This is a genomic window from Labrys sp. E2SS-1L, assembly GCF_057073705.1.
In genome coordinates, this window is record NZ_CP172713.1 from 23,533 (window position 1) to 48,580 (window position 25,048).

Genomic DNA, 25,048 nt, shown 5'->3' on the forward strand with positions numbered 1-25,048 from the left:
ATTCATGCTTGCCCCCCACCCACACGCTGTTCCGCACGAGCTCGGGAAGCAGGCGGGCACCTGCTTCGCCGATCCAACGGAAAGAGCAGCAGGATGGGCAAGTTGAGCAAAGCGGAGATGAAGGTGCACGCGGAGGCGGAAGCCTTGCTGAGGCAAGATGTGCTGAGCGAGGACGAGAAGGATTTCGTCCTGGAGAACTGGCATCCGATAGCAGAGAACAATGTCACGGCTGCAGGCGCGTTCTTCTCGCCGATGGATCTGGCGGCCGATTTTGCCCTTGAGCCAGGGCAGGGCCGGGTCATTGACCTCTGTGCTGGGATCGGTGGTCTCGCCTACTGGGTTCAGCAGCGCTCCAAATGGCGGGGCGAGGTGGAACTGACCTGCGTCGAGATCAATCCGCGTTTCGTTGAGATCGGCCGCAAACTCTTGCCGGAAGCGCGCTGGATCTGCGCCGATGTGCTCGACTGGCGGCAATGGCGGAAGGACGAGCTTGAGGGAGCCATGTTCGACTGGGCGATTGCCAATCCGCCCTTCGGCAAGGTGGCGACATCGGGCGGTCGCCGTGGCTTTAAATCCTTCGAGTTCGCGGTGATCGACGTCGCCTCTCAGATTGCGGACAACGGCGTATTCCTCCTGCCGCAAGGCTCGACATCGTTCCGCTATTCCGGGCGTCCCTGCTTCGAGCGGCTGACCTCAGGGGCAGGCGTCGAGTTTGAGCAGCGAACGGGCCTGTTCATGGACTGTGGTATTGGCATCGACACCAGCATCTATCGCGATCAATGGCGCGGCGTCGCACCCTTGTGTGAGATCGTCACCATGGAATTTGCCGAGTGGCGGGAACGTCACCAGGTGCGAGTTCTGGCTGACAAGAGCGAGCAGCTCGTTCTGCTTTAGGCAGATGGTTCGATGTTCGGAGACAGGCGAATGTAATTCGGATGTTCTCTGGCTGCCGGCAATTGTCCTGATTGAGGCAGGGCAAACCGATGGTCGAGGAATAATTCACAAATCATCGAAACAGTGCTGCTGAGATTGCGGTCATTTTTGCAGATGAGCTTTACAGTTACCGGAATTTGCCTGAGAATCTGCGTCAGCGTAGCGATCGGGTCCACAAAGCTGCGCATATAAGAAAAATGTCACTCACTTCGACATCGACACAAAAAAGAAAGTGACTGAACATGCTCGAAGAAGACACAAGTCTGGTCGACCTGACGGTCGACATCGTCTCGGCCTATGTCGCCAACAACCAGGTTGCCACCGCTTCCCTTGCGGATCTGATCCGCGCTGTGCATGGAAGCCTGACCGGTCTGAATAATCCCAGGCCGGTTGAAGCTGATACTCCGCCAAAACCCGCCGTTCCGATCAAGAAATCCATCACCCCGGATTATCTGATCAGTCTGGAAGACGGGCGCAAACTCAAGTCGCTGACCCGGTATCTTCGAACGGCCCATGGCCTGACGCCAGAGCAGTATCGGGAGAAGTGGGGGCTGCCTTCGGACTATCCCATGGTTGCGCCGAATTATTCGGCCACCCGCTCGCGTCTGGCTAAGGAACTCGGCCTCGGCCAACAAGGCCGGAAGGCCATCAGCGCTCCGCCACCACCCCCTCCCGCACCCAGCAAGGGCAGAAGGAAGAAGGCAGCGTAGCGGTTTCGACGTCAGACATGTCGATTTGCGAAGGGCTGGATGATCGAGATCAAGGTTCTCCAGCCTCGCTTCCGGTAAGTCTGGCGTATGAGGCAAAACCGCAATGCGCAAGTCATTGCACGCCATGGCCCTACGCCATGAACTTCGTGCTTTCCTTCGTTCATCGAAGGCGTCTGATGGCAGGTCGATCCATTCACGGGAGCGACCTGATGGCAGAAGAAACCAAGACAGGGCCGACACCTTCGGCCCCGTCCAACGACAACACCGAACGCGCTGGCTCCAATCGTGCCGGCGAGGACAGCGGTCCCGCGAAGCTGGATCGCATCGTGCTCGACATTGCACGGGTGGTCGGTCGGCAGTTGGCCCGGGAAGCGTTCGAAAAGCACCGGGCGGCCAATGACAATCGGCCGGGCCGCCGAAAGGAAAAGGGCAGGGGGAAGAAGGATGAGCCCCCACTAGGAAAGAGAGAGGTTGATCCACCATGACCCGTGTCGCGCTCTATGCCCGCTATTCCTCCGATAGCCAGCGGGACGCCTCCATCGAGGATCAGTTTCGCCTCTGCCGCGAGCAGGCAATGCGCGAAGGTTGGAGCGTGACGGGGACCTATCAGGACGCGGCCATCTCCGGTTCCAGCACCATCTTGCGGCATGGCATCCAGCAGTTGGTGCGCGATGCCCAGCGCGGCCAGTTCGAGATCGTGCTCGCCGAGGCGCTCGACCGCATCAGCCGCGACCAGGCCGATGTCGCCACCTTGTTCAAGCATCTCAAATTTGCAGGTGTCACCATCGTCACTCTGGCGGAGGGCGAGATCAGCGAACTTCATGTCGGCCTCAAGGGCACCATGAATGCCCTGTTCCTCAAAGACCTGGCCCTTAAAACCCATCGTGGCCTGCGGGGCAGGGTAGAGAAGGGCAAGGCAGGAGGAGGGCTGTGCTACGGCTACAGGGTGATGAAGAAGCTGGACGCTGAAGGCGAGCCGATCCGCGGCGATCGCGAGATCGTGCCGGAGGAAGCCAAGATCGTCCGACGCATTTTCCAGGAATTCGCTACGGGCAAAAGTCCCAAGGCCATCGCCGTCGATCTCAACAAGGAGGGCATTCCCGGCCCTCTTGGCCGGCACTGGGGTGACACCAGCGTGCGAGGCCATGTGATCCGGGGCACCGGCATCATCAACAACGAGCTCTATACCGGCGTGCTGGTCTGGAACCGCCTGCGCTTCATCAAGGATCCGACCAGCGGCAAGCGCGTGTCGCGGATCAATCCGTCGGCCAAATGGATCCGCACCGAGGTGCCGCATCTGAGGATTGTCGACGACAAGCTCTGGCACGCCGTGAAGGACAGGCAGAAGGTCATCGCCAGCAAGTTCGAGGCGGTCACCATCGGCATCCGCGATGCCAGGGCAAGAAGGCTGCACACCATGAAGAGGCCGGCCTCCCTTCTTTCCGGCCTGCTCACCTGCGGCTGCTGCGGCGGACGCTACGGCCTGTTCACGAAAGAGCGTTTTGGCTGCCTCAACCACCAGCGCCGCGGCACATGCGACAATGGCAGGACAATCATGCAAGAGAAAATCGAGGAGCGTGTCCTTGCAGGCTTGAAGGAAAGGCTGGTCTCGGCCGATGCCGTGGCCGAGGCGGTGAAGGCCTATGCCCAGGAGACCAATCGGCTCAACCAGGAGCGCCGCTCCCAGAGCGAGCAGGATCGCAAGGCGCTGGACAAGATCGAACGTGCCATCGCCGGCATCATGGCGGCGATCGAGGATGGGCTATACCAGCCGACCATGAAGGCGCGCATGGAGGACCTGGAGCGCCAGAAGGCCGAGATCACCGCGCGCTTGGCGCAGGCACCAACCGACGTGCCCGACCTGCATCCCAACATCGCCAATCTCTACCGCAAGCGGGTGGAGCACTTCACGCAGGTGCTTGCCAATGACGAGGGCGGAAGACAGGCGGCCGAAGCTCTGCGTTCGCTCATCGGTCAGATCGTGCTCACGCCGGGTGAGAAGCGTGGCGAGATCCATGCCGAGCTACGCGGCGAGCTGTTTGGCATTCTCGAATTCGTCAATCCTGAACGAAATCAAGGGGTTGGCGGTGTTATGATGAAAGCCGTTGCGGGCCCCCGCAACCAAGTTTGAAGATGAAGACCTCGCTCAAGCAATGACTTGGCGAGGTCTCGTGTTCTCAGGTCCATTGCCCCACAAGCAAAATCCATCACTTACAATCGCAAATTCAAATCAGGGATGTCGTTCCCGTAACCAGTTGCGAAAGCCAGGGACGTGTCGGGGCGGACGCGGCTTCGGGCCGGCCGAGACCGTTTGCGGGCAGGCCGAGTGGCAGTTTCTGCTCCGGCCCCCGATCGTTATCGCAACCTATGATTGTTGATAATTCCATCCCATCGCAAAACGATATATTTTCCTTGCATGGTGCTGCGACAAGCGGGACGTCTCCGGCTTCGGGCCGCTGTCGGATCGCATCGGTTTCTGCACCGGACCCGGACGCCAATCAACGATAAGATTTGCGAGGAGACGAGCGATGGGCGCAACGACGCCGGACCACATCATGCAGCTTGGCATGGGCTTCTGGGCCTCCAAGGCGATGCTCAGCGCCGTCGAACTCGGGGTCTTCACCGAGCTCGCAGCCGGCCCGGCCAACCTGCCGGCCCTGCAGGCCAGGCTGAAGCTGCATCCCCGCGCGGCTCGCGACTTTCTCGATACGCTGGTGGCCCTGAAGCTGCTCGAACGCGAGGACGGCATCTACCGCAATGCCCCCGATACGGACCTCTTCCTCGACAAGGCCAAGCCATCCTATGTCGGCGGCATCCTCGAAATGGCCAATGCCCGGCTCTACGGCTTCTGGGGTTCGCTCACCGAAGCCCTGCAGACGGGGGAAATGCAGAACGAAGGCAAGCACAGCGAGGACTTCTTCGCCGCGATCTATGCGGAACCGGAACGGCTGCGCGGCTTTCTCAAGGCGATGAGCGGCATCAGCGCTGGAGCGGCGCAAGCGATCGCGGCCAAGTTCGACTGGTCGAAATACACGACTTTCGCCGATGTGGGTGCGGCGCAAGGTATGGTGCCGGTGGTGGTCGCGCGGGCTCATCCGCATCTCAAGGCGATCGGCTTCGACCTGCCTGCCGTGCAGCCGATCTTCGAGGAGTTTGTCGCCCAGCAAGGCCTCGCCGACCGGATCCGCTTTCAGGCCGGTAGTTTCTTCGACGACCCGATGCCGACCGCGGACGTGATCGTGATGGGACATATCCTGCACGACTGGGATCTCACCGAGAAGAAAATGCTGTTGGAAAAGGCCTTCGCCGCACTGCCGGAAGGCGGGGCTGTGATCGCCTATGACGCCGTCATCGACGATGAGCGCCGCGAGAACGCCTTCGGCCTGCTGATGAGCCTCAACATGCTGATCGAAACCCGCGGAGGCTTCGACTACACCGGCGCGGACTGCCAGGCCTGGATGCACGACGCCGGTTTCGTCTCCACGCGCGTCGAGCGGCTGTTGGGGCCAGATTCGATGGTGATCGGCTTCAAGCCCGGATGAGACCAGCGGCTTTCAGCTCTGATCTGCCGTGGTTCTTCCTCGGCATTCGGCCTCGCCAGGGAAGACGGAGGCATGTTGAGGGACGGCCTTCAGCGCAGGTCGTTCTTGCCCTTGGACTCGGCTTGGTCAGGCCCGACGCGCGGCAGCGGGCGGCCGTGGTCGGCGATGGCAACCATGATCTCATCGGCTTGTGGGGTCGGACACGCATACCTCCATTTCGGGTAAGGCGCACTACGGCAATCGCTCCGATCCGATCAGGCGAATAGGCTACTAAGGCGGCACAATAGCACTCCTCTTCGATGACAGTGCGCTAGGGTCGGTCATGCCGCTGAAGCGCCCTGCGGATAAACCGTCTCGCGGCTGTCAGATCCCGATGCTCCGTTTGCGACACAGCCGCTCGGAGCGACCGGCATGATTGCATCGTTGATCGATAACAGCGTTCAGAGCCGCCGCGCTTCGGCGTCACATCGACGTTTCCGCATACCGCGCGGAGCAGGAGAGCTCCTCTCAGCTGCGTTCCCGGTAGCCGCTCAGCTCGATTCATCGAGCCGCAATGGTCGTAGATCTTGGAGCATCGGCCTGCCGAACGAGCGGCGAGTGACGATCAAGCATTCCGATGCCGAAGTGCGTCCACGATGACTTTGAATGCGGGCAGGTTTTGGCGCCGGCTTGGATAATAAATGTAGTACCCCGCAAATTTGGGCGACCATTCGTCCAGCAACAAGACAAGATCTCCAGAGGCGACATGGAACTCGACGAGGTCCTCTGGCAAAAAGGCGACGCCCAAGCCACTCAAGGCCGCATCGATCATCGCATAGGACGTGCTGAAGGTGAGCTGGCCATCCACTCTGACACGCAAATCCTGTCCGTCTCTTCCAAACTCCCAGGCATACAGACCGCCGGCCGTGGCTTGGCGCATGTTGATGCAATTATGCCGGATCAGGTCTTGGGGATGCGCCGGCGGGGTATGCGCCTCGAGGTAGAGGGGCGAGGCGACGGCGACCATGCGCCAGTCCGGCCCGATACGGATGGCAATCATGTCCTTCTCAACGCTTTCTCCAAGCCGGATACCGGCGTCGAAGCCGTCCTCGATGATGTTGCGAAGACCATTGTCGACGCTGAACTCGAGCTTGATGTCGGGATAGGACGCCAGAACAGGCCGGAGTTTCGGCCATACCAGTGAATTCAAAGCATGGTCCGACAACGTTATGCGGATCTTGCCAGCCGGCTTGTCACGGAATTCCATGAGCGCTGCGATCTCGGTCTCGATCTCGGACACGCGCGGAGCCAGTGTTTGGCGCAAGCGCTCGCCCGCTTCGGTCGGCGCGACATTGCGGGTGGTCCGCGTCAGGAGCCGGATGCCCATGCGATCTTCGAGCTGCTTGATGGTGTGACTGAGCGTCGACTGGGCAATGCCGAGTTTGGCAGCAGCCTTGGTGAAGCTGCGTTCTTCGGCCACGGCCAGGAACCACAACAGGTTGCTGAAGTCTTCCTTGGCCATCGACGCTCTCCATAAGCCACCTGAAGATTTATGGCGCCCATCGATTAATGCAAGCGAATTGAGCCAACTAATGCGCGTTGCCATCGGCTGCTAGCTTGGAGCAGGAGGGGCACTCGTCTGTCCCGCATCGCCATCTTGCCGAGCAGTCCGAAGGAGACAGGCATGGAGCTGACCATCAACGGATTGAAGCGTCAGATCGACGTCGAGCCGGATACCCCCTTGCTATGGGCGTTGCGCGACGGCCTGGGCATGACCGGCACCAAATATGGTTGCGGGCTGGCGCAATGCGGCGCCTGTACGGTTCTCGTCGACGGGCAGGCAACGCGATCCTGCGTGACACCGGTCGAAAGCGTGGCCAACGCCCAGATCACGACCATCGAAGCGATCACCGACGATGCCGTTGGCCGAAAAGTCGTCGACGCCTGGGTGGCGAACCAGGCGCCGCAATGCGGCTACTGCCAATCGGGACAAGTCATGGCGGCGACGGCGCTTCTGAAGCAGAGCGCTCATCCCACGGACGAGGAAATCGCAGGCGCCATGGTCAATCTGTGCCGGTGCGGAACCTACAACGCCATTGCGTCTGCCGTCCGGCAGGCTGCGCAAGCCTGAGGAAGACATCGTGAACGCCATCGCTCCTCAGACTGCATCCTCGACCCTCGAGGTCGACAAGCCGCTGAATTTGTCCCGACGTGCCTTCATCGGTGGTTCGCTCGCCGGGCTGGTGCTCGGGGCCATCCTGCCTGGTGGTCGCGTCAATGCCCAGGCGGCAGCGCCCATTGTGCCGGGGACCAGGGTGAATGCGTTTCTGGAGATCCGCCCTGACAGCACGGTCCTGTTCCGCAGCGCCTTCATCGAGGGCGGGCAGGGCATCTTCACGGCCATGGCGCAGATCGTCGGCGAGGAACTCGATGTCGAGCCCACGCAATTCGTGGTGGAAGGAGCGCCGCCGGGCGCCGATTATCTGCTGACGGGCGGTGCCCGTTTCACCGGCGGCAGCATGTCGGTGCGCATGAGCTACGAGACGATGCGCAGGCTCGGCGCCGCCGCCCGCCAGATGTTGCTCCAGGCCGCGGCCACGCGGTTTGGCGTGCCGCTCTCCACGCTGACCACCGAGCCTGGGCGCGTAGTGCATGCTGCATCCGGTCGCGCGCTTGCCTATGGAGATATCGCGGCTGCGGCTGCGGAACTGACTGTTCCCGGGAACGTGCCACTCAGAAGCCGATCGGAGTTTCGCTGGATCGGCAAGCCGGTAGCGCGCCTGGATGTGCGCGACAAATCCACGGGCAAGGCCCGCTATGCCATCGATCTTGCGGTCGAAGGCATGCTTCACGCCGCCGTTCAGCACAGCCCCCGGCTCGGCGGCGAACCCGGCGCGTTCGCGAACGAGGAACAGGTCAAGGCCATGCCCGGCGTCCACTCGGTGCATCGGCTCGCAGGGGCCGTCGCCGTCCTGGCGTCGAGCTGGTGGCGGGCGCGCCGTGCCGTCGAGGCATTGCAGGTGAGCTGGATCGAAGCCGCGCCTGGAACCTTGCGCACCATGCCGGCTGACTTCTCGTCGGAAACTCGAAAGGCCATGCTGAAGGCGACGGCAGGCGACGGGATTGCCTTCGAAGCGGCGGGTGACGTCGCCACCGGCCTGCACTCGGCTGCGCGTATCGTCGAAGCGACCTATGACGCACCATATCTGGTTCACGGCCAGCTCGAGCCGCCATCCGCCCTCGCTCGCTGGAACCAGGACGGATCGTTGGAACTTTGGCTCCCGAACCAGGCGCCGGAAATGTTCCAGGCCGAGGCGGCGAAAGTGGCCGGCATCGCGCCGGACAAGGTCATCATCCATTCGCCTATGCTCGGCGGCTTTTTCGGTCGACACTTTCTCTACCAGACGGCCAATCCATTCCCGCAGGCCATCATGCTGGCAAAGGCGGCCGGTCGCCCCGTCAAGTTGATCTGGAGCCGTGAGGAGGAATTCCTGCGCGATGCCTTGCGGCCTATGGGCGTCGCTCGTTTCCGCGCCGGGCTCGATGCCGAAGGACTGCCGGTCGCCCTGCAGGCAGTGGCGGTGGGCGAAGGGCCGACCGGGCGTTGGTTCGGCCGTAAGCCTGATAAGGTCGACAGCTCCGCCGTCGAGGGAATTGCCGGCAAGGTCTATGCGATCCCGAACCGGCGCGTGGGGCAGATTCATGTCGACGATCCCGCGATCATCGGTTTCTGGCGCTCGGTCGGTCATTCGATGAACGACTTTTTCTACGAGACCTTCTTCGATGAAATGGCCGATGCCGGCAGGCAGGATCCCTATGAGCTGCGCCGACGCCTGCTTGCGGACAGTCCTCGCCACAGGACGTTGCTGGAGGCCGTGGCAGATCTCTCCGGAGGGTGGCGCCGCGGCCCCTTCACGGCACAGGACGGTACGCGGCGCGCCCGCGGTGTCGCCATGGCTTCGCCCTTTGGTAGCGAAGTCGCGACCATCGCCGAAGTGTCCTTGCGAGACGGCGAGGTGGCGGTTCACGACGTCTGGGTGGCCATCGACCCCGGCAGCATCGTCAATCCCGCCATCATCGAGGCTCAGGTGCATTCGGCCGTTACGCTCGGGCTGTCTTCGGCCCTGCTCGAAGAGGTCGTCTATGTCGACGGGATGCCGCAGGCAAGAAACTACGACGGCTATTCCATTCTCACGCCGGATCGCATGCCGCATGTGCATGTGCGGATCGTCGAGAGTGGGGCGCCGATGGGCGGCATCGGCGAGCCGGGCCTTCCAGGGGTGCCACCCGCTGTCGTGAACGCGGTGTCTGCGCTCGTCGGCAAGCGCATTCGCAGCCTGCCATTGTCCAAGATCGATTTTAAGGGATTGCAAGGGTGAGCAAGATTGTAGCGGCCGCAATGGCGGCCCTTTCGATTGGCATGGGTGCGAATGCTGCCCATGCGCAAGCGGAAAACCCGTCCCAGGGCCAAAAGCTGTTTCAGCAGCGATGCGGTGCCTGCCACCAGGTTGGGACGCCGCGCAACGGCGTGGGCCCCACTCTGCAAGGATTGATCGGCCGCAAGGCCGGCAGCGTACAGGGCTATAACTACTCGCCGGCCCTCAAGGCTTCCGACGTGACCTGGAACGCCGAGACTCTGGAAACATTCCTTGCGAATCCATCCGCGATGGTTCGCGGCACACGAATGACCCAGCGCTTCAACAGTGCCGATGAACGCCGGATCATTGTCGAGTTCCTCGGCTCCCACCAGTAACACGAAGCCGTCAATTCGTTGAACCTGAGCTGTCGAGGGGGTGGAGGAGATTTTTGTTGGCCACTTGGGCGAAGGCTCGTCACGCGACACGCCGCAATCGGCATCCGGAGATTTATGCTGCCTATCGATAAATCCAAGCGATTAATGGCGCCTAATCCGATCGATCTCGGCCTGCTACATCATCTCGAAAGCAGGCGGCTGCGTGGGCAACCGCACCGTGACGAAAGATGAATCATGCACACAACCTATAATGACGCGCTGGTCAAACCAGGTATGGCCTGGGGAGCGGTGCTCTCGATGGCGTTGTGTGTCGCCGTCCTGATCGCTTCCGAATTCATGCCGGTCAGCCTGCTGACACCCATTGCCGCCGACCTCGGCATCAGCGAAGGGCGGGTCGGGCAGGCGATCTCCATCTCCGGCATTTTCGCGGTCGTCACCAGCCTGTTCATTGCGGGCCTGACGAGACGGCTCGATCGCAAGCTCGTGTTGATCTCGTTCTCCCTTCTGTTGGTCGTTTCCGGCCTGATTGTGACCTTCGCGCCCAATTACGCGGTGTTGATGATCGGACGTGCGTTGCTCGGCATCGCCATCGGCGGGTTCTGGTCGATGTCGACGGCGATCGTCATGCGCCTGGTGCCGGAAGGGTCCGTGCCCAAGGGGCTGGCGCTGATCAATGCCGGCAATGCCATCGCGGCGACGGTCTCGGCACCGCTGGGAAGCCTGCTCGGCGACCATGTCGGCTGGCGCGGCGCCTTCTTCCTCGTGGTGCCCTTGGCTTTGCTGGCGCTCATCTGGCAGTGGATCGGCATGCCGTCCCTGCCGCCGCGCGGTCGCGAGAGATCCGGCAATGTCTTCAGGCTGTTGCTGCACCGGCAGGTGGCGCTTGGCATGGCCGCGATCTTCCTGCTCTTCATGGGACAGTTCGCGCTCTTCACCTATCTGCGCCCGTTCCTTGAAAGCGTCACCGGCGTTGGCGTGTCCGTGCTCTCGGCGATATTGCTGCTGATGGGGCTGGCTGGCGTCGCGGGGACCTGGGCCATTGGCCAATTGTTGGGGGCGAGGCTCTACAGCATCGTGATCGCCATTCCGCTCGTCATGGCGCTCATCGCTGCGGCGTTGGTCGTGCTGGGCTCGAAGCCGGTGGCCGTTGCGATCCTGCTGATCGGTTGGGGCTTCTTCGGTACGGCCGCGCCGGTCGGCTGGGGTACGTGGCTTAGCCGGGCTCTGCGCGATGACGCCGAAGCCGGCGGCGGCCTGCAGGTTGCCGTCATCCAACTCGCCATCACGCTCGGGGCTGCCCTCGGCGGTTTGCTCTTCGATGCCCTCGGGTGGTGGAGCCCGTTCGCGCTCGGCGCCATCCTGCTGCTCGGCTCGGGATTTGTTGCGGCCGCGGCCGCGATCGACCAACGAAGGATCGCGACATGAATGCCGGCTCGATTACCCGTCGCACCATTCTGCGGGCTGGACTGCTTGCAACAGTCACCCTCGGTCTCGCCGGAACGACGCGTGGATACGCCCAAGGATCAGCGCCCATGAAGATTGGCATTTCGTTCAATCGTCAGTCGATGACGGCGACACTGGAAGACAATCCCTCCGCGCACGATTTCGCGTCGCTGCTGCCGCTCGATGATCTCTCGATCGACAACTATGCCGACAACGAGAAGATCAGCTACCTGCCACGCAAGCTCACCCAAGAGGGTAGCGGCCCATTCGGCGACGAGCGTGCCGGCGACCTTTGCTACTACGCGCCCTGGGGCAATCTCGCCTTTTTCTACGCGAGCTACCGCTGGTCGCGTGGCCTGATCCGGCTCGGCCGTCTCGACGGCGGCTGCGAGCCGCTGCTGATCCGCGGCAAGTTCCCGCTGCGCATCGCGCGCATCGCCTGATCCAGACCTTTCGAAAGGAGCACCCCATGCTCGGAACCGTTCTTCATGGCCCCGGCGACATCCGCTGCGAGCAAGTCGAGGAGCCCAAAATCCTCCATCCCACGGATGCCATCATCAAGCTCTCGGCGTCCTGCATCTGCGGCTCGGATCTGTGGCCCTATCGGGGGCTCCAGCCGGTCGATGAGCCGATGCATATGGGCCACGAATATTGCGGCGTGGTCGTCGAAGTCGGCAGCGCGGTCAAGACTGTGAAGGCCGACCAGTTCGTCGTCGGCTCGTTTTGCATTTCCGACAATACCTGCCCGCATTGCCGCTTCGGCTTCCAGTCCTCCTGCGAACAGCGCGAGTTCATGAGCCATGCCCAAGCGCCGTATGCGCGGGTGCCGCTCGCCGATGGCACGCTGGTCGCGACGGCGGCCATGCCTGACGACGACCTCATACCGAGCCTGCTCGCAGCATCCGACGTGCTCGGCACAGGGTGGTATGCGGCCGATGCGGCGCGCGTTGAGCCCGGATCGACGGCTGTCGTCGTGGGAGACGGTGCCGTCGGGCTGATGGGCGTCCTCGCGGCCAGGCAGATGGGAGCGGAGCGCATCATCGCCATGAGCCGGCACAGGACGCGCCAGGATCTCGCGCTCGAATTCGGTGCCACCGATATCGTCTCGGAGCGCGGCGATGCGGGCGTCGCCCGGATCAAGGAACTGACGAACAATATCGGTGCAGAATCGGTACTGGAATGCGTCGGCACCCAGGAATCCATGATGCAGGCGATCGCCTGCGCACGTCCCGGAGGCCATATCGGTTTCGTCGGCGTGCCGCATGGCGTCCAACTCGACGGCCAAGGCCTGTTCTTCGCCCAGAAAAGCCTGCTGGGTGGGCCGGCACCGGTGCGCCGCTTCCTGCCGCATCTGATGGACCTGGTGCTGGAGCGCAAGATCAATCCCGGCAAGGTCTTCGATCTCACGCTACCGCTTGCCGATGTCGCCGAGGGCTACCGCGCCATGGATGAGCGCCGCGCCATCAAGACACTTCTTCGCGTCTGAAAAAGATCCGCTCGTCGTGAACCTGCCGATAGTTCCAGGAGGAATTGAACATATGGAGACAATGATCGATCTCAGCTCGGCCGCCGTTCTCATGGCTATCGCCGGTTTCTTGGCGCATATGGCCTTTTGCTGAATGGGCTATCGGGATGCCGGCCAGGCAAACCGAGGTCAGAGAAGAAAGTGAGTGAAGTTCGCTGACTCTCGCTGCGCGGGCGCGCCCTGTTGAATTCGAGGCCCGCCCGCGCCGATCTAGCTCGACTATCCCTGGATGAGGTCGAACTTGTTGCCATCCGGATCAGTCAGGGTCGTGTAGCGGATCTGTGGCAGATTGAACTTCTCGACGACCGATGCGCCGAGCAAGACTAGACGTTCTGTCTCTTCATCGAGGTCGGGCGTGGAAAAGTCGGCATGCACGCGGTTCCGCTGGATCGGCACTTCGGTGGCCTTCTGGAAAAGCAAAAGGGGTGTGTCGGCGGTGGGCGGCAGCAAAACGATGTTGCCGTAATCGTCGCCGATCGCGATCCCGAGGGCTTGCGACCACCAAGCCGCCAGGGATTGAGGGTTCTCGCAGTCGAAGGTGATAGCGTAGATTCTCATGCTTTTGTCCTTTGTGAAGCGTTTATAGACGAGGGTGTCAGTGCAGCTTGCGCGACGGTGCGAACCAAGTTGCCGGGCTATCGCCGTACTCACTGGAGCCGCCTGATGAAGAGAGCGACGGTCCTGGCTGCGTCATCGGACGACGGCGGCCTGGACGTAGGAGGACGGCACCTCGCGTGCAGCGTTCTGCGTGACGAAGGAACCTGCTAGCAGCACAAGACCGATAGCTGCCGGCAGAGCACCCTTGACATTACGCACGCCGAGATGAGCCATTCCTGACAGGATGAGGTGGTAGAAGATGCCGGCGTAAGCGAGATCGCTGAGCGACAAGCTGACGCGCGACAGGATCGCGATCGGGCCGAGTATCTTCACCACGATCATGAACGGCACAAGGTGAGGCGCATGGTAGCCAAGATCGACCTGTGCCTGCCGCACGAAGTCTTTTTTGGTGATGTATAAGAAAGCCGATGACAGATATAGCAATGAAAGTAGGGCTGTACTGATCCAATAGATGTATATTGAGGTCATAAGAGTTCCTTCATCGTAGCGATACCGCAGCGACGCTGTGTGTTTAATCCAGCGGCATTCCAGCCGCTGCGTCACCGCAGTGGTGGATTGAATATGTTGAATTTGCTATGTTGGATTAAATTGGCAAGTAGGATGAATTATTGCCAGTAAGTATGGAAAAGCTGACTAATGGATAACAGCGATTTCAGCATGCAGGACGAGATGCGCCGCGCATTCGCGATGCTCTCGGGCAAATGGAAGCTCGAGATCATGTGGCTTCTAAACCAGCGAATTTATCGCTTCGGCGAGTTGCGAAAGGCGATCCCCGGCATCACCCAGCACATGCTGACTGCGAGCCTTCGGGAACTGGAGAAGGACGGCCTCGTGACGCGCACAGTTTTCGCAGAGGTGCCGCCGCGCGTAGAATATGAGATCACAACAAAAGCCCGCGGCCTCGGTCCTACGATGCAAGCGCTGACGACTTGGTGGGAAGAACATGGAAAGACAGTGCCGCGGAAGCGGGGAACGCGAGGGCGCAAAAGGGCAGTGCCAATTCGCGTAATAAATAGCACTCGATCGAGTTAATTGCGACTAGCCTCGGAAAATCTCAACTATGCGACCGCATGGAACCTAGAGCGTATCTTGTTTAAGTTGGTTCATAGCCCGCTGCCTGGAAGTAGTTCGCGCATTCGGCTGGGCTGAAGAGGTGGATGATCGAGCCGACTGCCTCCCATAGGGCATCGATGGTCCTTTCGGCCTTTGCCCGTAGCAGCGCCTTGAGTTTGGAGAACGCATTTTCAATTGGGTTGAAGTCGGGGCTGTAGGGCGGCAGATAGAGCAGGCTCGCACCTGCCGTCTCGATCGCATTACGCACGCCGGCGGTCTTGTGGGCCGGCAGGTTGTCCATCACGACAACGTCGCCGGGCTCAAGGGTCAGGACCAGGACCTGCTCGACATAGGCAAGGAATGCGTTGCCGTTCATGGCGCCGTCATAGACGAAGGGCGCGGTCATCCCGGTCAACCGCAGGGCGCCGGTGAAAGTGGTCGTTTTCCAATGACCGTGGGGAACGCCCGCCCGGCAACGCTCACCACGGGGCGCTCTTCCACGCAAGCGCGCCATCTTCGTCGACAGCCCCGTCTCATCGATGAACACGAGCCTTGCCGGATCGAGATCGAGTTGACCGTCGAACCAAGCCTGGCGGCGTTTCAGGATGTCGGGCCGATCCTGCTCCAGTGCATGTGCGGACTTTTTTTGAACGTCCAGCCATGGCCACGAAGCCAGGCGCTCAGGGCACTGCGGCTGATCCCGACCGATTGCTCGGTCTCCAGCCGCCGCACCATCTCGTTGAGCGTGATGTCCTTACGTTCCTCGATCAGCCCGACGATGAAGGCTTCATGCACATCGAGGCTGGAGGAGCGGTTACGGCCAGGCCGCCGAGGCGCCAACTCGCCTACCTTCGCTCGTGCTATCCAGCGGATCGCACTCGAAACGCCGACACCGAACCGCGCTGCAGCCCGACGCGCCGACATGCCTTCTGCCGAGGCCTTCAGGACCCGTGACCGTAGATCTCCGCTCAGGGCTCTTCCCATCATCAACCTCTCCCACAAGGCAGATGTTGAATCAGCTCACAAGCCACCTGTCACATCACAATCGATTCATCGATCGCAGGACATGCTCTAGACCGGTCCCGAGAAAGTCACGGAAGCAGCTGCAGGCCCGCCGGTCGCGCAATTCCTAAAGCTTCTTACGCATCGGTTATTGCCGCGTAATGTGTCGCAAATTCCGGGTATTTTACAACGCAGACAATCAAGCGTGAGCGTCAATGAAATGAGAGAAGTTTCTCATACCCTTCAGTGAGAAGAAGCTCTCGATAGGGATTCATGGGAGCGACCGCGCACGCCTGCTGAATTAGGTAACAAGGACGCGATCCATCCCACTACACGGCCGGTTGCGGCAGCGACGTGAGGTCTCCCCGATACTCAAAGGTCCGGCCACCGCGCGAGCACCCCGCTATCAGTGTGTAAAGCAACTCCCCGAGTTCGCGGCCACGATCTTCCACTCGTTCAGTGAGAGGTAGTGTGCCGGTTATGACCAGCCACAATCGGAAAACGGAAGAGTCGAGAACCAGAGCGGCATCGGCGCTAGTCAACATCCGGAAAGCCTGTCCTTGTTCAGGAGGCCTATGAGCCAGATGAGGCGGTGAGCATTGTTGCTCGGCGCCACGGCATCCGGCCGAACCGATTGTTCGACCGGCGTGAGTTGGCAACGAGGGTCGCAAGCCGCCGACAACAGGATGAAAATCAGCCTATCGGCAGTGGCAGCTTCTTGGTGCGGCCTCCGTCCACGACAAAGACCTGCCCCGTCGCGAATGTACTCTCATCGGATGCAAGCCATACTGCGAGATTGCCGATGTCGCGCGGCTCTCCAAGGCGGCCTGCCGGATGCATGGCCAGGAGTTCGCGTCGGATCCGCGCGCTGTCGGGCATGCTTTCCAGGTAGATCTCGCTGAGGTCCGAATTGATCCAGCCCGGCGCGATCGCGTTGCAGCGGATACCGTCCCGCCCATGATCGACGGCGACTGCAGCGGTAAAGCCATGAATGCCGGCCTTCGAGGCTGAATAGGCCGGATGGCCGGGATTGGAGCCGATCCCCTCGATCGAGCCGATATTGATCAAGCTCCCACCGCCGCGAGACCGCATCAGCGGCACGGCCCTCTTGGTGAGCAGGAATGGCGCCTTGAGGTTGACCGTCATCATCTGGTCCCAATCTGCCTCGGACATGTCCTCGACGGTCTTCTCGAACATGATGCCGGCATTGTTCACCAGGATATCGAGGCCGCCGAAGCGCTCGACGGTCCGGTCCACGGCACCGGCTATCTCGTCGGGGAGGGTGAGATCGGCCTGGATGAAGACCGTCTGTTCGCTCAGGATCGAGGGCGGGGGCGCGTTTCGCTGCACGATCGCGATGCGCGCGCCTTCCTCGGCAAAGCGCTGCGTGATGCCCAGCCCGATGCCCCGCCCGCCGCCGGTGATGATCGCAACCTTGCCTTCAAGTCTCTTCGACATGGAACTTCTCTCAATATACCGGCTTGGCGCCATTGACCTCGACGGCGGTGCCCGCGATGTAGCGGGCCGCATCCGACGACAGGAAACAGACCACGTCGGCGATGTCCTCCGGCTCGGCGATCCGGCCGAGGGGGACGCTGCGGTTGAGCTCGTCGATGGCCGTGTCGGGATCGAAGCCGCGCTTGATGAAGCCGGTGCGCAGCATCGGGGTGTTCACCTCGTTGGGGCATACCGCGTTGATCCGGATGCCATCGGGGGCATGGTCGCGCCCCAGGCATTTCGACAACGTGGCGACTGCGCCCTTGCTGGTGCAATAGGCTGGATGGCCCGGGCCGGGATAGAGACCCCAGCAGGACGCGATGTTGACGATGGCGCCGCCGCCTGCCGCCTTCATGTGCCCGATCGCCCTGCGGCAGGTATAGAAGACCGCCGTGAGATTGACGTCGAAGGTCCTGATCCAGTCGTCGTCCGAGGTCTCGAGGATGTTGCCGCGCGTGATGATCCCGGCGTTGTTCACCAGAACGTCGATCCGCCCGGTCCTGTCGAGCGCCGCATCGACGAGATCTTCGCAATAGGCCTTGGTTCGAAGATCCCCGGGCACCGCCCAGGCCACCTCGCCGTCAGCGTTGAGGTCCGTACAGAGCGAAGCGAGCTGATCGGCGTCAACATCGCCGAGAACCACGCGAAAGCCGTTCCCGATGAATTTGCGGGCAATCGTGCGCCCGATGCCGCCCGCCGCGCCGGTTATCACTGCAGTCTTGATGATATCGTCAGTCATTCCCATGTCCGTGAACGATGTGCCTGGAATTGGGGCAGGTTTCCCTCAAATCGGGCTGGTTTCCAGTGTCTTGAAGCTGCAAAAGTCTCATGTCTTGGTTGAGTTCCCCGCGCGCCGCACAGGTCTCATGGGCGCGGCCAAAGACGCGGGAACCCCGCGCGGTCTGACCGCACCGTCGCAATGGGTCCCGTGCCGGAAGGGCGTCTCAGGCGGTCGGATCGACCTTCTGGCTGATGCGCTTGGAGAAGCGATCGATGACGATCGCCAGAACCACCACGGCCAGGCCCGCCTCCACCCCCTTGCCGACCTGAAGCCGGGAGATGGAACGGATGATCTCGTCGCCCAGCCCGCCCGCGCCGATCATCGAGGCGATGATGACCATCGACAGGGACATCATGATGCATTGATTGACGCCGGCCATGATCGAGCGGAAGGCCTGCGGCAGCTTGATCAGGAACAGGATGGTCATGCGGCCCGCGCCGAAGGCCTCCCCTGCCTCCACCATTTCGCTTTCGACCATCCTGAGGCCATGCGCCGTGAGACGCGTCGGCAAAGGAATTGCGAAGAAGATCGTGGCGATCACGCCGGGAACCGTGCCGACCCCGAAGAAGAACACCGCGGGGACCAGCAGCACGAAGGGCGGCATGGTCTGCATGAAGTCGAGGACCGGTTCGACGACCGCATTGACCTTCTTGGACTCGGCGATGAGCATGCCGAGGGGAATGCCGATCAGCAGGGCGATGAAGGCGGCGGTCAGCACGAGGGAGAGGGTCAGCATCGCCGCCGCCCAGAGGTTCATGGCAAGGATGAAGGTGAGGCCTACCCCGCCGAGAACGGCGAGCGTGATCCGCCCGAGCAGAATGCCGCCGACGACGGCGACGGCGATGATGACCCAGGCCGGAACGCTGGTGAGTGCCGTGGCCAGCGGACCGTTGATTCCGTTGATGATCGAGCCGATGAAATCGAAGATGAAGCTGTAGTTCGTCGAAAGATAGGTAGTGAAATCATCGATCGACGTGGCGATCGAGTCGGCGAATTCCGAGAAATCCATCACGCGTCTCCTTGTTCATGCGCTGGGCGCGATGATCAGACTGCTCGCTGCATGGCCTCCGCCACGCCTTTCCTGCTCGACGTGCCGGCGACGGCAGCGGGCTGAGGCTTCCTGTTCGGAGGCGAGATATTGGCCGCCAGCGCCTTGAGCAGGGAGGCGCCGGTGACCTGGCCGGCAAAGCTGCCATCGTCCCGGACCACCGCCAGGGTTCCCGAATCCGACGAGAGCCGGTCGAGGTAGGGCGCGATGAGGTCATCGGCGCCGACCTTGACGACATCCTGCTTTTTCCATTCGGCGGCCTGGAAACCCTCATCCGCCTCCATGACCTGGCCGGCGGTGAGCACCTTGAAGACGTCGATGCCCTTGACGAAGTTGCGCACATAGTCGTTGGCGGGCGACAGCACGATGTCCATCGGCGATCCCTCCTGCACGACTTCGCCCTTCAGGAGGATGGCGATGCGGTCGCCCAGCGTCGCGGCTTCGTTGGGATCATGGGTGACGAAGACGATCGTCTTGTTGAGCGTGGCCTGGAGGCGGAGCAGTTCCTGCTGCATTTCCTCGCGGATGAGCGGATCGAGGGCGCTGAAGGGTTCGTCCATGAGCAGGATGGGCGTATCCATCACCAATGCACGGGCGAGGCCGACCCGCTGGCGCATGCCGCCGCTCAAGCTCGAAGGCTTGCGGTTGTCGAGATCCTTGAGGCCGACCAGTTCCAGCGCCCTGGACGCCTTGGCCCGCCGCTCCCTGCGCGGCATGCCCGCAATGCGCAGCCCGAAAGCCACATTGTCGACGACGGACATGTGGGGGAGCAGCGCGAAATGCTGGAACACCATGCCTATCGTGCTCGAGCGGATCTGCCGGAGATCCTTCTTGCCGGCGCCGGTGATCTCGCGCCCGCCGATGAGGATCCGGCCACCGGTTGGATCGATGAGCCGGTTGATACACCGCAGCAGCGTGGACTTGCCGCTGCCGGAAAGCCCCATGATCACGCAGATCTTGCCCGGCTGGATCGAGAGATTGATGTTCCTGAGGGCCACGAAATGCCCTGGCACGCTGGCGGCGCTCGGATCGTCCCTCAGCGCGTCCAGCGCTGTCTGCGGGCTATGGCCGTAGAGCTTGTACAGTGCCTTGATTTCGATGGCCGGTTTGCTGGCGTCCATCCAACCCCTCCCTCGTCAAATGGGATGGCGTTCAGGAACGAAGAGATCCGCTCCCGAACGTCGTGGCGAAGTGAGAAGCAGAATTAGGCGATCCACTGCTCGATGAGGCCCTTACCCTTGTTGTCGTCGATCCACTTGGCAGCGGCTTCCTCGGGCTTCATTCCCTTGTCGATCCAGCTCATGACGAGCGCTTCCTGATCGTTGGGAATGTGGAACTTCTGGAAGAATGCGTGCGCCTTCGGGAAGTTGTCCTTGAAGTCCTTGCGCACGGCATGGAAGCAGTAGAACGGCTCTTCCATCATCGTCGCCTTGGGGTCCTTGAGGTAGCGCATCTTGTACTGGGTCCACATCGGCAGCGGCTCCCACGTGGTGACGACGATCCAGTCCTTGCGGCCGACGGCCCGGCCGAAAGCGGCTTCCATGGCCGCTTCGCTGCCCGCCACGAGCTTGAGCTTGAGGTCATAGGCTTTCACGGTCTTGTCGGCCGACTGCATCAGGCCGGAGCCCGCATCGATGCCGACGATGCTGCCGCCGAACTTCTCGGCGTGCGCGTTCAGTTCCTCGATCGAGTTGATCTCGACATAGTCGGGCACCGCCAGGCCCTGCGTCATCGGCCCTTCGGAGACGCCGAGAATCTCGATCGCGCTGGCGACTTTCTTCACATAGTCCGCCTGGCCGCCCTTGTAGTCGCCCTTCAGCGGGCCCGTGCCCTGCATGTAGGAATTCGAGAAGGCATCCACCTTGCCGGACTGGAGCGAGGCATAGATGACGCCCGGATCGGCCTGCAGAGGCTGGACCTTGTAACCAAAATTGTCCTCGATCAGCTTCTTTCCGATAAAGGTAATTGCGAGAGCATCGGACCAATTCGCATAAGCATAGACCAGCGGACGCGAGGCATCAGCAAGAGCTGTTGTTGAAAACCCCGCCGCCGTCAGGGCCACACTACCACCCAACTGTAGAAATTGTCGCCGTGAAGCCTCGAAGCTCGGCATCTTCGACATCGTACCCTCTCCTGGTGATGGTTGCTTGACAATTCATGGATTGCCGAGCTTTTCAGTTTTGTTCAGGTCACCCTTATCAGGTGAGAAATGCGTAACATGGATTTGCTCTAACCAGCGGGCGCAAAAAAGTAGCCTGCCGATTGACTTTATTTCGACTGTCCAAGCGCCCGGACTTCTGTAGCGTCTCTTCGCAATCCTTCCGTGAGCTACAGCGGAGCTAATCCATGTCCTTCAAAGGCGTCATCCCGCCGATCATCACGCCATTCCACGAGGACGGGTCGATCGATCGAGCCGGCTTCGAAACCGTCCTGGAGCATCTCATCGCGGCTGGTGTCCACGGCGTCATCGTCGGTGGAACCACGGGCGAGTACTATGCCCAGTCACGGGACGAACGGGTGGGCCTGCTCAAGCTGGCCGCGAAGATCGCCCATGGCCGTGTGCCGCTGACTGCCGGCGTCGGCGCCATCCGGACCGAGGATTGCATCGAATATGCGCTCATCGCCCGCGATCTGAAATATGACGGTATCCTGATCGGCTCGCCCTATTATGCGGTGCCCACGCAGCAGGAACTCGCCAACCATGCATTGGCGATCGACCGGGCGGCCGACATGCCGATCATGCTCTACAACTACCCCGGCCGCACCGGCACGATGATGGACACCGAGTTCCTCGACCGCGTCGGCCGCAACACCAATTTCCGTGCCATCAAGGAGTCCAGCGGCAGCGTGAACCAGTTGCACATCCTGGCGCGCGACTATCCGCATATCGATCTGTTCTGCGGCATGGACGACCAGGCGCTGGAATTCTTCGTCTGGGGGGCCAGGGGCTGGGTGTGCGGCGCGGGCAATTGCCTGCCCGAGGAGCATCTCGCCCTCTACAATGCTTGCGTCGTCGAAAGGGACTTCGCCAAGGGCCGGCTGATCATGTCCGCCCTGCTGCCGCTGATGCGCGTGCTCGAGCAAGGCGGCAAATTCGTCCAGGCCATCAAATATGGCTGCGAGTTGGCGGGATTGCCGGCGGGGCCCGTGCGCAAGCCGATGCGCGGGCTGGAAGAGGACGAGCGGCGGGAACTCGCGAATACGATCCGCACGCTCAAGGCAGTGATCGCTTCCATCGACAACAAGTCCATCAGGAAGGGTGCCCCGAATGTCGTTGCTCTTAACGCGTGATGAGTACGCGGCCCTGGCCCAGAGCCTGCCGCTGCCGACCAATGCGGTGATCGACGGCAAGGCGCGGCCGGCTCTGTCCGCGGATACCTTCGATTCCATCAATCCGGCGACGGGCGAGCGTCTCGCAAGGATCGCTAGCTGTGGCAAGGCTGACGTGGACCTCGCCGTCGAGAAGGCTCGCCAGGTCTTCGAGGCCGGCACCTGGTCGCGGGCCCATCCCAGCGAGCGCAAGAGCGTGCTCAAGCGCTTCGTCAAGCTGCTGCGGGACAACGCCCACGAATTGGCCGTCATCGAGACGCTGGAGAGCGGCAAGCCGATCTTCGACGTCGAGACGATCGATATTCCCGAGGCCCTGCATTGCCTGGAATGGCATGCCGAGGCCGCCGACAAGGTCTACGGCCAGACCTCGCCTTCGGGCGACAACGTGGTCTCGATGATCGTGCGCCAGCCGCTCGGCGTGGTCGCCTGCGTGCTGCCCTGGAATTTCCCGATCCTGATGCTGGCCTGGAAGATCGGGCCGGCGCTCGCCACCGGCAATTCCGTCATCGTCAAGCCGGCCGAGCAGACCAACATGTCGGCGCTGCGCATGGCCGAGCTCGCCCACCAGGCCGGCCTGCCGAGCGGCGTCCTGCAGATCCTGCCCGGCCCCGGCGAGGTGACTGGCCAGGCGCTTGGCCTGCATCCCGATATCGACATGGTCGCATTCACGGGCTCCACCGATATCGGCCGCAAATTCCTCGAATATTCGGCCAGGAGCAATCTGAAGCGCGTCGTGCTCGAATGCGGCGGCAAGAACCCCTGCATCGTCATGGACGATGCCGAGTGCCTCGATGTCGTGGCGCAGCACGCCACCCAGGCCGTGTTCTGGAACATGGGCGAGAACTGCTCGTCCAATTCCCGGCTCATCGTGCATGAGAAGATCAAGGAGGCGCTCGTCGAGCAGATCATCGCCAAGTTGAGAGACTGGCCGCTCGGCGATCCGCTCGATCCGGCCAACCGGCTCGGCGCTATCGTCTCCAAGGAACAGTTCCAGACGATCGTGGACTACATCAAGAAGGGCAAGGCCGAGGGCGCGAAAATCATCGCCGGCGGCGAGGCCCGCAAGATCGGCAAGGGCTATTTCATCGAGCCGACCATCTTCGACGACGTCAAGCCGGGCATGACGATCGCCAGGGAGGAGATCTTCGGCCCCGTCCTGTCGATCATCACGGTGGCAAGCGCCGACGAGGCGGTACGCGTCGCCAACGACAGCCAGTATGGCCTTGCCGCCTCGGTCTTCTCGGCCAATCTCGGCCAGGCGCATCGCATGGCGCGCGATATCCGTGCCGGCACCGTGACCATCAACTGCTATGGCGAGGGTGACATCACCACGCCGTTCGGCGGCTTCAAGCAATCGGGTTTCGGCGGCCGCGACAAGTCCCTGCATGCCCATGACCAGTACACGGAGCTGAAGACGGTCTGGGCCGATATCTCCGACCCCCGCGCGACCAAGACTCTCGACTGAACCGGCTTCGCCATGGCTCTCCACACTGCGATCAGGGCTCCGGCCGACCTGGCCGGATCGGGCTGGTACGAACTCCTGCCAAAACCGCCACCGCCGCGCGTCCTGGAGGGCAGGCGCAGGGCCGATTGGGTCGTCATCGGCGGAGGCTTCGCCGGCATGGCAGCCGTACGCCGCCTGAGCCAGCTGCAGCCCGGCGCCCGCATCGTCGTCCTCGATGCGCAGCGGATCGGATGGGGTGCCGCGGGCCGTAATTCGGGCTTCATGATCGATCTGCCGCACGAACTGGCGAGCGACAACTACGCGGGCGGCCGCGACCACGACATCAAGCAGATCCGCATGAACCGGGCCGCGATCGAATTCGCGGCCGGTGCTGCCGCTGAATACGGGCTGGAACCTCATTTCATTCGGGCCGGCAAATATCATGGCGCCGCCACGGAACGAGGCCAGCGGGTCCTGGCCGAGTTCGAGCAGCATTTGTCCAGCCTCGGCGAGCCGTTCGAAAAACTGGGCGCCGACGATCTGCGCCGCGTGACCGGCACCTCCTACTATGCCGGAGGCACCTTCACGCCGGGCACGGTGATGATACAGCCGGCAGCCTATATTCGCGGTGTCGCCCGCGGCCTCGCCGATAAGGTCGAGATCTTCGAGAATTCGCCAGTCGTCTCGATCAAGAGCGGGGCGACGCATACGGTGTCGACGCCGCAGGGCGAAGTCGAGACTCCCCGCATCATCATGACGGTAAACGGGCAGGTCGAGAGCTTTGGCTTCTTTCGCCGCCGCCTCATGCATATTTTCCTCTATGCGAGCATGTCGCAAAAGCTGAGCTCGTCACAGATGTCGCAGCTCGGCGGCGAGGACTATTGGGGCCTCATCCCGGCCGACCCGCTCGGCTCGACCGTCCGACGCTTCGGAGACCGGATCGTGGTGCGGAATTCCTGCACCTACAATCCCTCGATGCGGGTTTCGGAAGATTTGGTCAAAAACTTTGGCCGGGCACATGACCGCTCCTTCCGCGAGCGGTTCTCGATGCTGCCCGATGTGCAGGCGGAGTTTCGCTGGGCCGGGCATCTGTGCCTTTCCCTCAACAGCGTGCCGGCCTTCGGCGAGGTCGAGCGGGGCATCTATTCGGCCTGCTGCTGCAACGGGCTGGGAACGGTCAAGGGCACGCTCTATGGCAAGCTCATCGCCGACTTGGCGGCCGGCAGCGGCGAGCCGATGGTCGAGGAGACGCTGTCGGAAGCCGCGCCTCGCAAGCTCTATCCCGAACCGTTCATGTCCCTTGGCGCCAAGGCGAAGCTGTGGTGGCTGCAAAGGCGCGCGGGCCGGGAAATGTGAGGGAACAAAGCCCAGGGTGAAACGCGTTCTGCCC

The 25,048-nt window shown here is 61.9% G+C and carries 24 protein-coding genes and 1 pseudogene; 16 read left to right on the top strand and 9 right to left on the bottom strand.

Annotation, left to right across the window (positions count from 1 at the left end; translation table 11 throughout):
- Window positions 1-93: 93 nt before the first annotated feature.
- The 5 genes from ACIGJE_RS25885 (at window position 94) to ACIGJE_RS25905 (ending at window position 5,185) form a co-directional block, all read left to right on the top strand.
- Window positions 94-894 (top strand): methyltransferase, encoded by an 801-nt coding sequence (locus ACIGJE_RS25885; RefSeq protein ID WP_483680779.1) that lies wholly within the window; start codon window positions 94-96, stop codon window positions 892-894.
- Window positions 895-1,175: 281 nt separating this feature from the next.
- The gene (locus tag ACIGJE_RS25890) at window positions 1,176-1,643 is read left to right on the top strand and encodes a Ros/MucR family transcriptional regulator (protein ID WP_483680780.1); all 468 of its coding nucleotides are present in this window, start codon (window positions 1,176-1,178) and stop codon (window positions 1,641-1,643) included.
- A 209-nt stretch (window positions 1,644-1,852) separates the two neighbouring features.
- On the top strand, window positions 1,853-2,128 hold the full coding sequence (locus ACIGJE_RS25895; RefSeq protein ID WP_483680782.1) for a hypothetical protein: 276 nt from the start codon (window positions 1,853-1,855) through the stop codon (window positions 2,126-2,128).
- Window positions 2,125-3,774 carry a recombinase family protein gene (locus ACIGJE_RS25900; RefSeq protein WP_483680784.1) on the top strand — a complete coding sequence of 550 codons (1,650 nt, stop codon included), beginning with the start codon at window positions 2,125-2,127 and terminating at the stop codon, window positions 3,772-3,774. The genes ACIGJE_RS25895 and ACIGJE_RS25900 overlap by 4 nt, the downstream gene beginning before the upstream one ends.
- Before the next feature lie 397 nt (window positions 3,775-4,171).
- Window positions 4,172-5,185, top strand: a complete 1,014-nt coding sequence (locus tag ACIGJE_RS25905; protein WP_483680786.1) for a methyltransferase — start codon at window positions 4,172-4,174, stop codon at window positions 5,183-5,185.
- A gap of 604 nt (window positions 5,186-5,789) precedes the next feature.
- Here the strand turns inward: ACIGJE_RS25905 and ACIGJE_RS25910 are convergent.
- Entirely contained in the window at window positions 5,790-6,686 is an 897-nt protein-coding gene (locus tag ACIGJE_RS25910; RefSeq protein ID WP_415087358.1) for a LysR family transcriptional regulator, read from the bottom strand.
- 162 nt (window positions 6,687-6,848) lie between these two features.
- On the opposite strand from ACIGJE_RS25910, the gene ACIGJE_RS25915 reads away from it, so the two are divergent.
- From ACIGJE_RS25915 to ACIGJE_RS25940, 6 genes are all read left to right on the top strand, one after another.
- Window positions 6,849-7,295: a (2Fe-2S)-binding protein gene (locus ACIGJE_RS25915; protein WP_311940169.1), complete on the top strand. Its 447-nt coding sequence runs from the start codon at window positions 6,849-6,851 to the stop codon at window positions 7,293-7,295.
- Between the two features lie 10 nt (window positions 7,296-7,305).
- Entirely contained in the window at window positions 7,306-9,543 is a 2,238-nt protein-coding gene (locus tag ACIGJE_RS25920; protein ID WP_311940170.1) for a xanthine dehydrogenase family protein molybdopterin-binding subunit, read from the top strand.
- Window positions 9,540-9,917, top strand: a complete 378-nt coding sequence (locus ACIGJE_RS25925) for a c-type cytochrome (protein WP_311940171.1) — start codon at window positions 9,540-9,542, stop codon at window positions 9,915-9,917. Before ACIGJE_RS25920 ends, ACIGJE_RS25925 begins: the two co-directional genes overlap by 4 nt.
- Window positions 9,918-10,151: 234 nt before the next feature.
- Complete coding sequence (locus tag ACIGJE_RS25930) at window positions 10,152-11,342, top strand: MFS transporter (RefSeq protein ID WP_311940172.1); 1,191 nt, start codon at window positions 10,152-10,154, stop codon at window positions 11,340-11,342.
- Window positions 11,339-11,803, top strand: coding sequence for a cyclophilin-like fold protein (locus ACIGJE_RS25935; protein WP_415087359.1), 465 nt, complete (start codon window positions 11,339-11,341; stop codon window positions 11,801-11,803). The genes ACIGJE_RS25930 and ACIGJE_RS25935 overlap by 4 nt, the downstream gene beginning before the upstream one ends.
- A gap of 26 nt (window positions 11,804-11,829) precedes the next feature.
- Complete coding sequence (locus tag ACIGJE_RS25940; protein WP_415087360.1) at window positions 11,830-12,846, top strand: zinc-dependent alcohol dehydrogenase family protein; 1,017 nt, start codon at window positions 11,830-11,832, stop codon at window positions 12,844-12,846.
- A gap of 258 nt (window positions 12,847-13,104) precedes the next feature.
- Here ACIGJE_RS25940 and ACIGJE_RS25945 read toward each other — a convergent pair whose 3' ends face one another.
- Entirely contained in the window at window positions 13,105-13,536 is a 432-nt protein-coding gene (locus tag ACIGJE_RS25945) for a VOC family protein (protein ID WP_311940175.1), read from the bottom strand.
- 39 nt (window positions 13,537-13,575) lie between these two features.
- Window positions 13,576-13,971, bottom strand: coding sequence for a DoxX family protein (locus tag ACIGJE_RS25950; RefSeq protein WP_311940177.1), 396 nt, complete (start codon window positions 13,969-13,971; stop codon window positions 13,576-13,578).
- Window positions 13,972-14,139: 168 nt separating this feature from the next.
- Between ACIGJE_RS25950 and ACIGJE_RS25955 the strand changes: the two genes are divergently transcribed.
- Window positions 14,140-14,535 carry a winged helix-turn-helix transcriptional regulator gene (locus ACIGJE_RS25955; RefSeq protein WP_311940179.1) on the top strand — a complete coding sequence of 132 codons (396 nt, stop codon included), beginning with the start codon at window positions 14,140-14,142 and terminating at the stop codon, window positions 14,533-14,535.
- A 61-nt stretch (window positions 14,536-14,596) separates the two neighbouring features.
- On the opposite strand, the gene ACIGJE_RS25960 is transcribed toward ACIGJE_RS25955, so the two are convergent.
- Window positions 14,597-15,540, bottom strand: a protein-coding gene (locus ACIGJE_RS25960) for an IS630 family transposase (RefSeq protein WP_483680307.1) whose coding sequence is annotated in 2 segments (ribosomal slippage) — window positions 14,597-15,207 and window positions 15,207-15,540 — 945 coding nt in all. Because the reading frame shifts where the segments join, the coding sequence is not laid out codon by codon here.
- Between the two features lie 589 nt (window positions 15,541-16,129).
- Between ACIGJE_RS25960 and ACIGJE_RS25965 the strand changes: the two are divergent.
- A pseudogene (locus ACIGJE_RS25965) lies at window positions 16,130-16,204 on the top strand (hypothetical protein); the annotation flags it as partial.
- A gap of 47 nt (window positions 16,205-16,251) precedes the next feature.
- Here ACIGJE_RS25965 and ACIGJE_RS25970 read toward each other — a convergent pair.
- From ACIGJE_RS25970 to ACIGJE_RS25990, 5 genes are all read right to left on the bottom strand, one after another.
- Window positions 16,252-17,016, bottom strand: coding sequence for an SDR family NAD(P)-dependent oxidoreductase (locus tag ACIGJE_RS25970; RefSeq protein WP_311940181.1), 765 nt, complete (start codon window positions 17,014-17,016; stop codon window positions 16,252-16,254).
- A 10-nt stretch (window positions 17,017-17,026) separates the two neighbouring features.
- Window positions 17,027-17,794 (bottom strand): SDR family NAD(P)-dependent oxidoreductase, encoded by a 768-nt coding sequence (locus ACIGJE_RS25975; protein ID WP_311940183.1) that lies wholly within the window; start codon window positions 17,792-17,794, stop codon window positions 17,027-17,029.
- Between the two features lie 205 nt (window positions 17,795-17,999).
- On the bottom strand, window positions 18,000-18,845 hold the full coding sequence (locus ACIGJE_RS25980) for an ABC transporter permease (RefSeq protein ID WP_149250092.1): 846 nt from the start codon (window positions 18,843-18,845) through the stop codon (window positions 18,000-18,002).
- A 35-nt stretch (window positions 18,846-18,880) separates the two neighbouring features.
- Window positions 18,881-20,005 (bottom strand): quaternary amine ABC transporter ATP-binding protein, encoded by a 1,125-nt coding sequence (locus ACIGJE_RS25985; protein ID WP_483680790.1) that lies wholly within the window; start codon window positions 20,003-20,005, stop codon window positions 18,881-18,883.
- Window positions 20,006-20,088: 83 nt separating this feature from the next.
- Window positions 20,089-21,006 (bottom strand): glycine betaine ABC transporter substrate-binding protein, encoded by a 918-nt coding sequence (locus tag ACIGJE_RS25990; RefSeq protein WP_483680791.1) that lies wholly within the window; start codon window positions 21,004-21,006, stop codon window positions 20,089-20,091.
- A 224-nt stretch (window positions 21,007-21,230) separates the two neighbouring features.
- Between ACIGJE_RS25990 and ACIGJE_RS25995 the strand changes: the two genes are divergently transcribed.
- From ACIGJE_RS25995 to ACIGJE_RS26005, 3 genes are read left to right on the top strand one after another with little or no spacing between them, the layout of a single operon-like run.
- Window positions 21,231-22,175: a dihydrodipicolinate synthase family protein gene (locus ACIGJE_RS25995; protein WP_483680792.1), complete on the top strand. Its 945-nt coding sequence runs from the start codon at window positions 21,231-21,233 to the stop codon at window positions 22,173-22,175.
- Complete coding sequence (locus ACIGJE_RS26000; RefSeq protein WP_483680794.1) at window positions 22,153-23,679, top strand: aldehyde dehydrogenase; 1,527 nt, start codon at window positions 22,153-22,155, stop codon at window positions 23,677-23,679. The genes ACIGJE_RS25995 and ACIGJE_RS26000 overlap by 23 nt, the downstream gene beginning before the upstream one ends.
- A gap of 12 nt (window positions 23,680-23,691) precedes the next feature.
- On the top strand, window positions 23,692-25,014 hold the full coding sequence (locus tag ACIGJE_RS26005) for an NAD(P)/FAD-dependent oxidoreductase (RefSeq protein WP_483680795.1): 1,323 nt from the start codon (window positions 23,692-23,694) through the stop codon (window positions 25,012-25,014).
- Window positions 25,015-25,048 lie beyond the last annotated feature (34 nt).